At 64.5% G+C, this 13620-nt stretch carries 14 protein-coding genes; 5 read left to right on the top strand and 9 right to left on the bottom strand.

Annotated elements, in window-relative coordinates:
* The first annotated feature begins 2 nt into the window (after positions 1 to 2).
* Positions 3 to 2486: a serine/threonine-protein kinase gene (locus tag CH285_RS17540; RefSeq protein WP_094643882.1), complete on the top strand. Its 2484-nt coding sequence runs from the start codon at positions 3 to 5 to the stop codon at positions 2484 to 2486.
* A 7-nt stretch (positions 2487 to 2493) separates the two neighbouring features.
* Here CH285_RS17540 and CH285_RS17535 read toward each other — a convergent pair whose 3' ends face one another.
* Together CH285_RS17535 and pta are read right to left on the bottom strand one after the other, a co-directional pair.
* Entirely contained in the window at positions 2494 to 3678 is a 1185-nt protein-coding gene (locus CH285_RS17535; protein ID WP_094643881.1) for an acetate kinase, read from the bottom strand.
* Positions 3675 to 5792 (bottom strand): phosphate acetyltransferase, encoded by a 2118-nt coding sequence (gene pta, locus CH285_RS17530; RefSeq protein WP_176457994.1) that lies wholly within the window; start codon positions 5790 to 5792, stop codon positions 3675 to 3677. Before pta ends, CH285_RS17535 begins: the two co-directional genes overlap by 4 nt.
* Before the next feature lie 60 nt (positions 5793 to 5852).
* Between pta and CH285_RS17525 the strand changes: the two genes are divergently transcribed.
* On the top strand, positions 5853 to 6377 hold the full coding sequence (locus CH285_RS17525) for a nitroreductase/quinone reductase family protein (protein ID WP_094643880.1): 525 nt from the start codon (positions 5853 to 5855) through the stop codon (positions 6375 to 6377).
* Here CH285_RS17525 and fgd read toward each other — a convergent pair whose 3' ends face one another.
* From fgd to CH285_RS17510, 3 genes are all read right to left on the bottom strand, one after another.
* Positions 6378 to 7391, bottom strand: coding sequence for a glucose-6-phosphate dehydrogenase (coenzyme-F420) (gene fgd, locus CH285_RS17520; RefSeq protein WP_027498496.1), 1014 nt, complete (start codon positions 7389 to 7391; stop codon positions 6378 to 6380).
* 63 nt (positions 7392 to 7454) lie between these two features.
* Positions 7455 to 7787 (bottom strand): YidH family protein, encoded by a 333-nt coding sequence (locus tag CH285_RS17515; protein WP_027498497.1) that lies wholly within the window; start codon positions 7785 to 7787, stop codon positions 7455 to 7457.
* Positions 7784 to 8122, bottom strand: a complete 339-nt coding sequence (locus CH285_RS17510) for a hypothetical protein (RefSeq protein WP_032389001.1) — start codon at positions 8120 to 8122, stop codon at positions 7784 to 7786. Before CH285_RS17510 ends, CH285_RS17515 begins: the two co-directional genes overlap by 4 nt.
* 116 nt (positions 8123 to 8238) lie before the next feature.
* Between CH285_RS17510 and CH285_RS17505 the strand changes: the two genes are divergently transcribed.
* On the top strand, positions 8239 to 8892 hold the full coding sequence (locus CH285_RS17505; protein WP_094698409.1) for an HNH endonuclease signature motif containing protein: 654 nt from the start codon (positions 8239 to 8241) through the stop codon (positions 8890 to 8892).
* Between the two features lie 2 nt (positions 8893 to 8894).
* On the opposite strand, the gene CH285_RS17500 is transcribed toward CH285_RS17505, so the two are convergent.
* On the bottom strand, positions 8895 to 9590 hold the full coding sequence (locus CH285_RS17500) for a GNAT family N-acetyltransferase (RefSeq protein WP_094643879.1): 696 nt from the start codon (positions 9588 to 9590) through the stop codon (positions 8895 to 8897).
* 103 nt (positions 9591 to 9693) lie between these two features.
* Between CH285_RS17500 and map the strand changes: the two genes are divergently transcribed.
* On the top strand, positions 9694 to 10464 hold the full coding sequence (gene map / locus CH285_RS17495) for a type I methionyl aminopeptidase (protein ID WP_032369846.1): 771 nt from the start codon (positions 9694 to 9696) through the stop codon (positions 10462 to 10464).
* A gap of 18 nt (positions 10465 to 10482) precedes the next feature.
* Here map and CH285_RS17490 read toward each other — a convergent pair whose 3' ends face one another.
* Positions 10483 to 10896 carry a GNAT family N-acetyltransferase gene (locus CH285_RS17490; RefSeq protein ID WP_080731075.1) on the bottom strand — a complete coding sequence of 138 codons (414 nt, stop codon included), beginning with the start codon at positions 10894 to 10896 and terminating at the stop codon, positions 10483 to 10485.
* 279 nt (positions 10897 to 11175) lie between these two features.
* Here CH285_RS17490 and CH285_RS17485 point away from each other — a divergent pair, with 279 nt between their 5' ends.
* Positions 11176 to 11655, top strand: a complete 480-nt coding sequence (locus CH285_RS17485) for a winged helix-turn-helix domain-containing protein (RefSeq protein WP_032366689.1) — start codon at positions 11176 to 11178, stop codon at positions 11653 to 11655.
* Between the two features lie 14 nt (positions 11656 to 11669).
* Here the strand turns inward: CH285_RS17485 and CH285_RS17480 are convergent, their stop codons facing one another.
* On the bottom strand, positions 11670 to 12194 hold the full coding sequence (locus tag CH285_RS17480) for a hypothetical protein (protein WP_027494251.1): 525 nt from the start codon (positions 12192 to 12194) through the stop codon (positions 11670 to 11672).
* Positions 12195 to 12272: 78 nt separating this feature from the next.
* Complete coding sequence (locus tag CH285_RS17475; RefSeq protein WP_094643878.1) at positions 12273 to 13619, bottom strand: LLM class flavin-dependent oxidoreductase; 1347 nt, start codon at positions 13617 to 13619, stop codon at positions 12273 to 12275.
* Position 13620: the final 1 nt, after the last annotated feature.

Here is a 13620-nt window from a genome sequence, read left to right as displayed (position 1 = left end):
TCATGGACGAGGACGAACAGCAACCCACCGCTCCCGCGCAACGCACGCAGGCGGTGTCACGGGATCAGCTCACATCGACGGACGGCGTCGAACGCACACAGGCGGTAGCGCGACCGGAAGCAACGTCGACCGACGGCTTCGAACGCACGCAGGCGGTCTCGCGATCGCCGATCGACGACCGGACCGCACCGACTCCGGGGCCGAATTCGCCGGTAGGTGAAGACAACTCGAAAGCTGCGGTTGCCAAATCCTCAGCGTCCAAATCCGGCATGTCGCAAAGCGCGTCCACTCGGGCCAGAACCGGTCGATCTCGGTCCGGTCGCTCCCGCAGCACCGGTATTCGGCGCCGTCTCGGCGGCGGCCTGGTGGAGGTTCCGCGGGTGGAGCCGATCGATCCGGCGACCGCGGTGATGTCGGATCCTACGGTGCCGCAGCACAAACGGTTCTGTTGGAAGTGCAACGCCAAGGTCGGGCGCAGCGAACCGGGAGAGCCCGACATCTCGGTGGGCGTGTGCCCGCACTGCGGCACCACCTTCGATTTCACCCCGCTGCTCGAGCCGGGTGATCGAGTGGTGGGCCAGTACGACGTGCAGGGGTGCATCGCGCACGGCGGTCTGGGGTGGATCTACCTCGCCATCGACCGTAACGTCAGCGACCGCTGGGTAGTACTCAAAGGCCTACTGCATTTCGGCGACGAGGAAGCACATGCGGTCGCGGTCGCGGAGCGTCAATTCCTGGCCGAGGTAGCGCATCCCGGCGTCGTCAAGATTTACAACTTCGTCGAACAACCCCGCGGCGACGGCACTTCCGTCGGCTTCATCGTCATGGAGTACGTGGGTGGTCGTTCGCTGCGCGACATCCTGACCGCGTGCGGTGACGACGCCCGCATGCCGGTCGAGCAGGCGCTGGCCTACGTACTCGAAGTGCTTCCGGCACTGGGTTATCTGCATTCGATCGGGCTGGTCTACAACGATCTCAAGCCCGAGAACATCATGGTCTCCGAGGACCAGATCAAGTTGATCGACCTCGGCGCGGTCGCGGGCATCGAGGATTACGGCTACCTGTACGGCACGGTGGGGTACCAGGCACCGGAGATCGTGAAGACCGGGCCGACGGTGGCGTCGGACATCTACACCGTCGGCCGCACCCTCGCGGTGCTGACGCTGGACATGCCGTCGAAGAACGGCAAGTACCTCGACGGCCTGCCCTCCGTCGCAGAATCGGACGTGCTGCAGCAGTTCCCGTCGCTGCATCGCCTGCTGCTACGAGCCACCAATGCAGACCCGACGCGGCGGTTCCGGTCCGCGGACGAGTTCGCGGGGCAGGCAACCGGCGTGCTGCGCGAGATCCTGGCTATCCGGACGGGCGTCGAGCGACCCGGCCTGTCCGCGGTGTTCAGCCCGCCGCGTACGACGTTCGGTACGGAGCAGTCGGTGGGTCGTACCGATACCTACGTCGACGGCAAAGTACGCCACGAGCGCATGACGGCAGCCGAAGTGGTTGCCGCACTGCCGGTTCCCCTGGTCGATCCCAACGATCCGAGTGCTCCCCTGCTGGCCGCCGCCGTGCACGTCGAAGCTCAGCAGACTCTGGACTCGCTCCAGCACGCCAAGCGGAACGGCATCGAGCGGGTGTCGGCCGGCACGACAGGTGCCACCGGTTCCGCGCCCGCGGGAGCGAGCCTGGAGATCACCCTCGCGGAGGTCAAGGCGCACCTCGATCTGGGCCACGTCGTGGAGGCCACCGACATCCTGTCGAAGGTGCAATCCGAGGATCACGCCGCCGATCCGTGGCGGGTGCAGTGGTACGCCGGATTGATCGCCTTGCTGCACCACGAATACGATTCTGCGTTCACGAGTTTCGACAACGTGCTCGGAGCGATGCCCGGCGAGCTCGCGCCCAAACTGGCGCTCGGTGCCACGTCCGAATTGTTGGGGCATGTCGCGCTCGGCAACGACGAGGACGCCGAGAAGTGGCGAGCCAGGGCCGAGGGCCTGTATCGGGCGGTGTGGCGCACCAACAGGGGCATCGTCAGCTCGGCGTTCGGTCTGGCCCGGCAGCTGCAGCGCCGCGGTGATCAGACCGGTGCCATCGCGGCACTGGACCAGGTTCCGATCAGCTCGCGGCACTACTCGATGGCACGGATGACCAGTGTGCTGACCTTGCTGATGGATCGCTCGCGCGCCGAGCTGTCGGAAGCCGATTTCCGCTCTGCCGCACGGCGAGTGGCGCTGCTCCCCAAGGCGGAGAGCCGAGCGCTGCAGATGCGCACGTTGGTCCTGGCGATGGCCCTGGACTGGATCGTCTCCGGTCACGCGTCCACTGCAGAACGCGAACCGATACTCAGCGTACCGTTCACCGAGGACGGTTTGCGGCGCGGCACCGAGAAGGGTCTGCGGGCCCTGGCCCGCAGCGCAACCGATCGCGCGCACCGGTTTTCGTTGGTGGACCTGGCGAATGCGATCCGTCCGCGTTCGCTGTTCTAGCGGTACGTCAGGAGCGAACCAGATCGTCCGTCGATCGGGCGATCGCCAGCTCCTCGTTCGTCGGCACCACCAACACCGTGACGGCCGAGGAGTCGGCCGAGATCACGCGAGCCTGCTTGCTACGCACGGCATTACGTTCGGGGTCGATCCGAATTCCGAAGTGTTCCAGGTTCGCCAGCGCGTCGGCGCGCACGGCAGCAGCGTTCTCGCCGACGCCTGCGGTGAACGTGATGACGTCGAGCCGCCCGAGCCCGATCATGTACGCGCCGATGTACTTACGCAGCCGATGGATGTACACGTCGTAGGCCAACCGGGCCGATGCGTCGCCGTCGTCGATGCTTTGTTGCAGTTCCCGGAAGTCGTTGACCCCGGACAGTCCGATCAGACCCGACCGGCGGTTGAGGAGAGTGTCGATATCGTCGACACTCATCGCAGCACTACGACGCAGATGCATGATCACACCGGGGTCGATATCCCCACTGCGGGTGCCCATCACCAGTCCCTCGAGTGGGGTCAGACCCATCGACGTATCGACCGCGCGGCCCCCGTCGACCGCCGATGCCGACGCACCGTTGCCCAGATGCAGCACGATCTGCTTGAGGTCCCCGAGATCGCGTTCCAAGAACTGCGCAACCTGCTCGGACACGTAGCGGTGCGAGGTGCCGTGAAAGCCGTAGCGCCTGATGTCGTGTTCGGCTGCGACGGCGGCGTCGATCGCGTACGTCGCAGCAGCGTCGGGCAGAGAATGGAAGAACGCCGTGTCGAACACGGCTACATGCGGCACGTTCGGCAGTTGCTTGCGCGCCACCTCGATACCGAGGACGTTGGGCGGATTGTGCAGCGGCGCAAGACTGCTCAGGTCCGAGATCTGCTGAACGACAGCGTCGTCGATGATCGTGGGGCGATAGAACACCGTGCCACCGTGCACGACGCGATGCCCGACGGCGGTGACGTCGGACCCCAGTTCGATGCCGGCGTCGGCAAGCATCTCGAATGCCAGAGCCAACCCGTCCCCGTGGTCCTCGATGTGCTGTGTTCGCTCGGCGCTCTCGCCGCGGTAGTCCAGTTCGACGCGACCGTCGGATTCGCCGATACGCTCGACGAGACCACTGGCGAGCGATTCGCCCGAATCGGGATCGACCAGTTGGAATTTGACCGAGGACGAGCCCGAGTTGACGACGAGGATGCTCACGCCTGTGCCTCCTGCTGGGAGATACCCTGCGCCTGAATGGCGGTGATGGCGACGGTGTTGACGATGTCCTCGACCAGTGCCCCGCGCGAGAGGTCGTTGACGGGCTTGCGCAGGCCCTGCAGTACCGGCCCGACAGCGACGGCACCGGCGCTGCGCTGAACGGCCTTGTAGGTGTTGTTGCCGGTGTTGAGGTCGGGGAAGATGAACACCGTTGCGCGGCCTGCCACGTCGGAATCCGGCAGCTTCGATTTCGCGACCGACGGTTCGATGGCCGCGTCGTACTGAATGGGGCCCTCCACCAACAGTTCCGGGTTACGTTCGCGCACGATGGCCGTCGCTTGCCGCACCTTGTCGACGTCGGCTCCCGAGCCGGATTCGCCGGTGGAGTACGACAGCATCGCCACTCGCGGTTCGATACCGAACTGGGCCGAGGTCTGCGCCGAGGAGATGGCGATGTCGGCCAATTGCTCGGCCGTCGGGTCCGGCACGACGGCGCAGTCGCCGTAGGCCAGTACACGGTCGGACAGACACATCAGGAAGATCGACGACACCGTCGACACGCCCTCGGTGGTCTTGATGATCTCGAACGACGGCTTGATGGTGTGCGCAGTCGTGTGCGCCGCTCCCGACACCATGCCGTCGGCAATGCCCTTGTGCACCATCATGGTTCCGAAGTAGGAGATGTCGGCCATGATCTCGCGGGCACGCTCGATCGTCATCCCCTTGTGCTTGCGCAGTTCGGTGTACTCCTGCGCGAATTCCTCGGCGTAGTCGCAGTTCTTGGGGTCGAGGATAGTTGCCGAGTCCAGATCGACTCCCAGTTCCGATGCACGACGTCGAATCGGGCCTTCTTCGCCGAGGATCGTGAGGTCCGCGACCTGGCGTTGCAGCAGCCTTCCGGCGGCCCGCAGAATTCGGTCGTCGCCGCCCTCGGGGAGCACGATGTGCTTGCGATCGGCACGCGCTCGATGAATGAGCTGGTATTCGAACATCTGCGGCGTCGTGATGGTCGGGATGGCGATATCGAGCCGTCCCAGAAGGGTTTTGGCGTCCACCCGCTGCTCCATCAGGCCCAGCGCGGTGTCCACCTTGCGCTGAGATCCGACGGCAACACGGCCGCGGGTCTGCGCCGCAGCCGATGCGGTGTCGAAGGTTCCGAGCTCGGTGGTCAGAATCGGCAGTCTCGGACCGAGACCGGCGACCAGTCGTGCGATTGCCGGGTGCGGTTCGATGCCGCCGTTCATGATGATGCCGGCGAGGGACGGAAAACCCTCCGCCTCATGAGCATTGACGAGTGCGAGCAGTACGTCGGACCGGTCTGCCGGCGCGATGACGACGACACCTTCGGTGAGCCGCTCCAGAATGTGCTCGGCCGTCATACCGCCGACCATCACCCGCATCGCTTCTCGCTGCAGCAACGACGAGTCGCCGCTGTAGAGCGTTCCGTCCACCGCGTCGAGCAACTCCGCCATGGTCGGCGCGACGAGCAACGGGATCTCGGGAAGGCTCCACGCAGGAACGTCGACCGACGCCAATGCGTCGGTGACGGCGTCCAACTGATCCGGATCGCACCGGTTCGCCACGATCGCGGCGAGATGGGCGTGGTGCTGCCGCAGTTCGGCCTGGCACAGCGCCGCCAACTGAGCGATCTCGTCGGGGGTTCGATCGGAGCCACGCAGCGCGAGGAGCACGGGGGCACCGAGATTGACCGCGATGCGCGCGTTGAACCCCAGTTCACTGGGGCTGCCGACGTCGGTGTAATCGCTACCCACGATCACCACGGCGTCGCACTGCGCAGCCACCTCGTGATAGCGACTGACGATCTCGCTCAGCGCCGCATCCTGATCGGAATGCACCTGCTCGTAAGTGACCCCGAGAGACTGCTCGTAACTCAGATCGGCGGTCGTGTGCTCGACGAGCAATTCGAGAATGTAATCCGGCTCGTCCGTCGAACGAGCGATAGGCCGAAACACACCGACCCGGGCCGTCGTCGCGGCGAGCATCTGCAGCACACCCAACGCAATCGTGGACTTGCCGGAGTCGCCTTCCGGTGACGCGACATAAATACTCGAGGGATACATGTCAGCCGTCTCGGCACCGGTGGACTCAGCCATGCCCGCCAGCTTAATGGTTGGGGTGTTGACACCGAGCACAGTCGGGTTGTCCCATGAGCCGTGGCCGAATCACCGTTTCCGGATGTTCGTTGGGGCAGCGAGACATCGTTCATCCGCAAGCCCGCCGTCAAGTTCGCGTCGACCAAGCCCGGTTCGTGGGTGATCAGGAACCTCGCAGGCGTCGACCGCTGGTTGTTGACCAAGTCGAACGGCCGATTCACCGTCCTCGGACCGATCGCCGCTCCGGTGGTGCTGTTGACCACCACCGGACGCAAATCCGGTAAGCCGAGGACGAGTCCGCTGTTGTACTACCGGGAGGGTGATCGCATTTTCGTCGTCGGATCCAATTTCGGCCAACAACACCATCCGGCATGGACGTCGAATCTTCTGGCCGATCCGAAGGCCGTCGTCACGATCGGGGGCAGGAAGATACCGGTCACCGCCACCCGAATCACCGGCGACGAGAAGGCGCGCATCTACCGACAGTTCGACACGATGGTCGAGGTCTACGGCGAGTACGAAACAAGGACCGACCGAGACATGCGATTGTTCGCACTCTCGGCCGATCCCCGCACTTCGACGTAACTAGCCGAGCTTGCGCAGTCGCGGTGCCAGGTCCTTCTCGAACAGCTCGAGGAAGCGCTTCTGGTCGTGTCCGGGCGCGTGGAACACCAGGTGGTTCAGGCCGGCGTCGGTGTACTGCTTGACCTTCTCGACGGCCTCGTCCGGGTCCGAAGCCACGATCCAACGCTTGGCGACCTGCTCGATCGGCAGCTCGTCGGCGGCTTTCTCCATCTCCATCGGGTCGTCGATGGAGTGCTTCTGCTCCGGCGTCAGAGACAGCGGAGCCCAGAAACGGCAATTCTCCAGTGCCAGTTCGGGATCGGTGTCGTAGCTGATCTTGATCTCGATCATCTTGTCGATCTCGCCGGCGTCACGTTCTGCCTTGCCTGCACCCTCTTCGACAGCCGGGAGGAGCTTGTCGGTGTAGAGCTCCATGCCCTTGCCCGACGTGCAGATGAAGCCGTCGCCCGCGCGTCCTGCATATCGCGCGACGACGGGTCCGCCGGCCGCGATGTAGACGGGGATGCCGCCCTCGGGGACGTCGTAGATCGACGCGCCCTTGGTCGTGTAGTACTCGCCCTCGAAGTCGACGCGATCTCCCAGCCACAGCTCGCGCATCAAGCGCACCGACTCCCGCAGTCGTGCGAAACGCTCCTTGAACTCCGGCCATTCGCCGGTGAACCCGGTGGCGATCTCGTTGAGCGCCTCACCGGTTCCCACTCCGAGCATGATGCGCCCGGGGTAGAGGCAGCCCATCGTGGCGAACGCCTGCGCGATGACCGACGGGTTGTAGCGGAACGTCGGCGTCAGAACGGATGTCCCGAGCTGGATCGTCTTCGTGCGCTCGCCGACGGCCGTCATCCAGGCCAGCGAGAACGGGGCATGACCGCCCTCGTGACGCCACGGTTGAAAGTGGTCACTGACAGTCGCGGAGTCCATACCGTGTTGCTCGGCGAGAACACCGAGTTCGACGAGCTCCCGCGGCCCGAACTGCTCCGCCGATGCTTTGTACCCGAGCTTGAGACCCTGCGCCACGCCGAACTCCTGTCGTTGGTCGTCTAGTACTTCGATTGTGCACCTGCGGCGATCAGCGGTGTGCTACTGGATCCCCAGAACAGTGACCACCGCAGCCAATACTGCTACTGCGCCGATGCCGACCGCGAAGATCCACAGGTCCCGGGACTCGGGCATGGGCGCTCCGCTCTCGAGGGCGGCGCGTACTCGCATCCACCTTCGCAGTCCGATGACGGGTGCGGCGGCCGCGAGGCCGATGAGAATCAGGCCGAGTGCAGTGCGAACCCAGCCGGTGCTGAATCCGGGAACCAGGTGAACGATTGCGATCCCGCCGGCGAGCAACCCGAGCGAGGTTCTCAGCCAGGCAAGAAAGGTGCGTTCACTGGCGAGGGTGAACCGCTCGTCGGGGCGCGTCACGCTGGAGCGGTGATGCGTTCGCGGATGAGTCGGGCAACGAGTTCAGGATCGTCGGGGGTGAAGACCGGCGAGATGCGGCGGATAGTCAGCACCACTGCAGTGTCCTTCTTCGGACGCATGACGTCCAGCGGGAGCCACTGGTCGGTTGTCGACGCGCCCCACAGTCGCCAACGTCCGTTCCAGTTGCCCAGCACGGCGGTGTCGACGGCACGAATGTCGCCGTAGGGGACGAACTTCTCGATCGCGAACGGAAAGTAGTAGTGCCGCAACGTGACCCCGCTGTCGTCCACGCGCACGAGACCGTCGTCGTAGTGGACCGTGGATGTTGTTCGCATAGTTAACGGTAGGCCTGCTCGGGACGCTCTCGCAACCGTGATCTCGAAACCTGTCGGTGGGTCGAGATACTCTTTCTTCGGTTCGAACGCACGTTCTGAACTGGGGGTCACCGGGGGTGAAAAATGGCTGCACCAGTGCCGCGCGGGAAGAGAATCGGCATGCGGCCCGAAAGATCGCTGCCTGCTACGACTTCCACCTCACCTGCATCGCGGAGGATGCAGGTCCGAGCCCGCAGCTGCGTTCGGATACGGGTTCGGTTGCACTACAACCTCATTCGACCACCACAGACGTCCCACCCGACCCGACTGTCGATCCCGACACCCGGCAACGGCGTCGGAATTCCCTTGCCTCCGCAGCGGCCCGACTACGCGATCGCCACTGCCGCTTCCCCGGCTGCCACCGACCCGCCGCACGCTGCCAACTCGACCACGTCAACCCGTTCGACCACGCCAATCCCCTCGGCGGCGGCTGGACCACCGTCAACAACCTCCAATGCCTCTGCGAATACCACCACAGCGTCAAAACCGCAGGCTACTGGACCGCCGTCATGCTCCCAGGCGGTGCCATCCTGTGGACCTCCACCTCGAAGACCACCCGAATCACCCTGCCCGCCAACGAAACAGCCGTACCCATCATCGGCAACGACCTCCGGCCACACATCCCCACCCAACCCAGACGATCCGGCATCATCGCCTACCCCGACCCACCGGACAACCCGACCTCCGAACCAGAATCGACCAACGAAGAAGACGAGGAGCCGCCCTTCTGACCTCAGACGTCGGCCGCTCGTTCCGGTGTTCTCACCAGCGTCAGCTGCGAGGTTTGGCGCAGCGAGAATCCGATGGAGAGGTACAGCTCGATAGCGCGGATGTTCGTCGCGGCGGCATGCAGGAACGGCTCGTCGCCTCGGGCCCTGATGCCGTGACCGACCGCGCGGACCAGCTCGGTGGCCAAGCCCTGTCCGCGGTGAGCCGGGTCGGTACACACTGCGCTGATCTCGGTCCACCCCGGCGGACGCATGCGCTCCCCTGCCATCGCGATCAGTGCGCCGCCCCGTCGGATACCGAGATACGTGCCGAGTTCGCGGGTGCGAGGAAGGAACGGGCCCGGCTCGGTGCGTCGCACGAGATCGAGCATCTCGGGCACGTCGTCGGCTGTCAGTTCTACCGCCTCGGCCAACGGCCGAGTCTCGAGTTCGGTGCCCACGAGTTGAACGATTCCGAAGCTGTCGACCACGGACCACCCCTCGGGCACATCAAGCACCGGCCCCCGCAATCCCACGATGCTTCGCGGCCCGAACAGCACTGCGATGTCGTCCCAGTCCCGTGGCTGCAGAACGTCGGGATGCGCCAGAAAGGGCGAGACCTGGGGATCAGCGCGAATCACTCGGCCGCGCGTGATCGCAAACCGCGACAGCGGACCCCCGAGGGAGGTACGAATGGGATCGTCGAGAGGGTGAACAGACACGTCGGTCAGCGTCCCATGTCGGGCTCGGTCAGTTGCTCACGACCCACTCCGTCACCAATACTTATACCGGTATAGTTATTCGCATCGAACCGAAAGGCATTCCGTGATCGAAATCCTGCCCACGAGCAAGATTCCCCTTGCCCGTGAAACCGGTGCACTCGTCGCCGAAATTCTCGAGACCGTCCGCGAACGCGCGACCGTCGGCACCAATCTGCTTGAGATCGACGAATGGTCCAAGGACATCATCCTCGGGGCGGGGGCAACGTCGTGCTACGTCGATTACGCGCCGTCCTTCGGGCGCGGACCCTTCGGCCACTACATCTGCACGTCGGTCAACGACGCTGTGCTGCACGGTTTGCCGCACGACTACAACCTGGCCGACGGCGATCTGCTGACCCTCGATCTTGCCGTGATCCTCGGCGGCGTGGCATCGGACTCGGCCATCAGTTTCGTCGTCGGCGAGAACAAGCCGGCAGAGAGCCTGGCGATGATCGATGCCACCGAACGAGCGTTGGCCGCGGGTATCGCCGCGGCACGTCCGGGCAACAAGATCGGCGATATCTCCCACGCCATCGGGACGGTTCTTCGTGAAGCCGGCTATCCCATCAACGTTCAGTTCGGTGGTCACGGAATCGGATCGACGATGCATCAGGATCCGCACGTATCCAATACCGGCAGGCCCGGTCGCGGCTACGGCCTTCGCCCCGGCCTGATGTTGGCACTCGAGCCCTGGGTGATGGCGGATACCGATGAGCTGGTCACCGACCCCGACGGGTGGACGTTGCGTAGCACCACCGGTTGCCGCACCGCGCACAGCGAGCACACCGTCGTCATCACCGACAGCGGGGCCGAAATCATGACCCTACGTTCGTGATTCTGCGTCGGTAGGGAGTCACAAACGCTTCTCGAAGGTGTTGGAGAACGGCAGCAGTTCGTACGGCGGAAACACCGGGATGCGGGTGTAGCCGCTCTTCTCGTACAGCCGCACCGCGTCGGGCTGACGATCACCGGTCTGCAGAATCAAGCGTCGCAATCCCTGGTCGCGGGCCGCATTCTCGGACGCCTGCAGCAGCGCGGTCGAGACTCCGGACCCACGGTGATCAGGATGAACGAACATTCGCTTCAGTTCGAGGTCGGGGCCGTTCCACCGGAGAGCGGCATGTCCGACGGCCTGCTCGACGTTCTGCGCATCGCACCGATAGACGACGAACGTGCGATGCACGTCGCCTTCGTCCACGGCATTGGCCTTCGTCTTCGCCATCAAGGCCGCTCGGTCCGCGTATCGGGGACCCACCTCCGATGCCATTGCGGCCCGGAGCGATTCGGCGTCGGGATGGTTCCAGTCGACGGCGCGGGTGACGAGGTCTGTTCGGGACTGCGCTACATCGGTCACGCTCGATCGGACCACGCGTTACGGGCCGCCGTCAACCGCTGCAATCACGGTGAGTTTATCGCTGGTGCGGCCAGTCGTCGTCGTGCACTGTGACAGCGTGAACACGAACTGTCGCTGCCCACGCTGACCATCCGACCTCCCCACCGTCGACAGCACTTGTCACAGTCGACACTTGTCACAGGAGCCACAGCCATGAGCACCGAAGCGACCGTCGTTCTTCGCATCTCCGATTCCGGGACGTCATCCTTGCAGGGATTGACCCGACCGCAATTGCACGCCCTCGCCGATGCTCTCCGCGTCGCCGCCAAAAGCTATGCACCACATGCCAAGATCCTGACGCGTTTCGACGTCCGGGTGAACGAACTCAACGCTCCCCTCGTCATCGACCTACCCGCGCGCGATGTGGTTCTCGCCGGCAAGAGCGTTCGGTTCAGCCACACCGAGTTCGAGATCTTCGCCTATCTCGCCCAGCATCCTCGTGTCGTGGTGAACAGATCCGAGCTGAGTGACTCGAACGGCGGCCGCAGTGTCGACGTCCATCTCTCCAGGGTGCGAACCAAACTCGGGCAGTACGGCCGACTGATCACGACGGTCCGCGGCACCGGCTACCGATTCGACCCCGAGCCCGGGATTCGCGTCATCACCGAGCCGTCGGTGCTGCGCAGCGCCTGAGATCAGTTACACGACTACCGCGTCAGTGCTGCTGTTCGACGTCGACGGTTCCGACGTACCACCACGAACACGAGCAACGCGACCAGAACCACCGCGATGATCGCGCCCAGTGCCGTCGCGCCGCGGAAGCCGGGTGCGCTGGTATCGAGGGTGCGTTCGCCGGCGTGGGCGGCATTGCTGGTACCCAGAACGATGGTCAGAGTCAGCAGGTTCGGGATGGCGGTGACGACTGCGAGAATCACCGATCCGATCGCCAACTGCTTTCCCGCCCTACCCTTTCGGACCGACCACGCACTCCAGAAGAACATCAGTGGCGCGAACGTGCAGACGATTCCGAACAGCAGGCCCCACAGAATTCCCTTGGTGAACGTGCGATCAGCCAGGCTCTCGACGCGCAAGCTCCACCACCGGGGCAGGAACGCCGCCAGAACGAAGTAGGCGATCAACAGAAGAACGACGCCGGCACCGAGCAGGATGCCGCGCCGCTTCCAATTCGCCGAGCTGGTCGACGGTGCAGGCGTGGTCGGGTCAGCAGTCATAGGCCCATGGTAGAGCGTCGAACACCTCGTACGACCTCACCCGAGACCTGATCGTTAGATGGGGATGTGCCCAGCCCGCTACGACGCCCGTGCACGCTCCGAAGCATCGTCACCGTCGAGGCCCAGGTGTCCCCGCAACGTCGTCGAGGTGTATTCGGTACGGAACACCCCTCGCTCCTGCAATGCCGGGACCAATTTGTCGACCAGATCGCCGATGGCGTCGCGCAAGTGGTACGGGTTGATGTTGAAGCCGTCGACCACACGGTGACGCACGAGGGCTGCCCAGTGGTCTGCCACTGCCGCAGGGGTTCCCGAGTGGAAGCGCGACGCCGGCGACACTTCGAGCACCAACTCTCGGATGGACAGCCCTTTCTCTTCCGAGAGGGCTCGCCATTGCGCGATCTGAGTCAGTTTGCCGGTCCGAGCGTCGATGGACAGCGTGCCGCGTGACGGATCCAGCTCGGCGTCCACCGGATCGATGTCGGGTAGTGGGCCCTCCGGGTCGTACGCCGAGAGGTCCTTGCCCCAGTAGTGCTCGAGAAAGGCGATGGCTCGAACACCGTTGTGCGCGTTGGATCGAAGCCACCGAACCTTTTCTTCGGCCTCGGCTTCGGTATCACCGAGTACGACGGTCACCCCGGGCAAGATCTTCACGGCATCGGCCGGTCGGCCGTATGCAACCGTCCGGGCACGTAGATCTTTGGCGTAGGCCACCGCTGCGTCGTAGGCGTTGTTGGCCGAGAAGACGACGTCGGCGTGCCGGGCTGCGAGGTCCCGTCCTCCCGGCGAATCGCCGGCCTGGAACAGCACCGGCCTACCCTGCACACTGGACCGAACGTTGGGTGCCGCAACCGCTTCGAGCAGATCGGTGTGGAACTCCACAGGAGAACCTGCCCAATACTGCTTCGCCAGTTCGACCACCTGGGTGGCGCGCTCGTAACGGCGTTCGTGCTCCAACCACCCACCGCGCCTGAAGTTTTCACCCGTCCAGGCGTTGTCGGTGGTGACGATGTTCCATCCGGCGCGCCCGTCCGACAGCGCGTCCAGGCTGGCCAAACGACGAGCCAACTCCACCGGGATGCTGTACGTGGTGTTCTGGGTCGCGACAAGTCCGATGCGCTCGGTCACCGACGCCAGAGCCGCCAGTTGCGTGATGGCGTCAGGCCTGCCGGCGATGTCGGTGGAGAGAATGTCGCCACGGTTTTCTCGGATACGTTGACCGTCCCCGAGGAAGAACGCGTCGAACAAACCGCGTTCGAGTGTGCCGGCGACTTCGACGAACGTGTCGGTGGCCACTTGATCGGGGGCGTTCGGATCCTCCCAGACCGTCTGCGCGCCTATCCCTGGATAGAACACGCCCAGATGAATCTGCGCGTTCTGGTCGAACGGTGCGCCGGTGTCCGGATGATGGTCGATGATGCCCATG

The organism is Rhodococcus sp. 05-2256-B1 (assembly GCF_002258465.1).
Classification (GTDB): Bacteria; Actinomycetota; Actinomycetes; order Mycobacteriales; family Mycobacteriaceae; genus Rhodococcoides; species Rhodococcoides fascians.
Note: the sequence above shows the minus strand (reverse complement) of the source record. Positions and strands in the feature narration are given on the sequence as shown.

Coding starts and splice junctions, on each gene's coding strand:
- CH285_RS17480 (WP_027494251.1), bottom strand. CDS start 12,194: ATGACTGCTGACCCGACCACGCCTGCACCGTCGACCAGCTCGGCGAAT.
- CH285_RS17485 (WP_032366689.1), top strand. CDS start 11,176: ATGAGCACCGAAGCGACCGTCGTTCTTCGCATCTCCGATTCCGGGACG.
- CH285_RS17475 (WP_094643878.1), bottom strand. CDS start 13,619: ATGGGCATCATCGACCATCATCCGGACACCGGCGCACCGTTCGACCAG.
- CH285_RS17540 (WP_094643882.1), top strand. CDS start 3: ATGGACGAGGACGAACAGCAACCCACCGCTCCCGCGCAACGCACGCAG.
- pta (WP_176457994.1), bottom strand. CDS start 5,792: ATGGCTGAGTCCACCGGTGCCGAGACGGCTGACATGTATCCCTCGAGT.
- CH285_RS17510 (WP_032389001.1), bottom strand. CDS start 8,122: ATGCGAACAACATCCACGGTCCACTACGACGACGGTCTCGTGCGCGTG.
- CH285_RS17490 (WP_080731075.1), bottom strand. CDS start 10,896: ATGGCATCGGAGGTGGGTCCCCGATACGCGGACCGAGCGGCCTTGATG.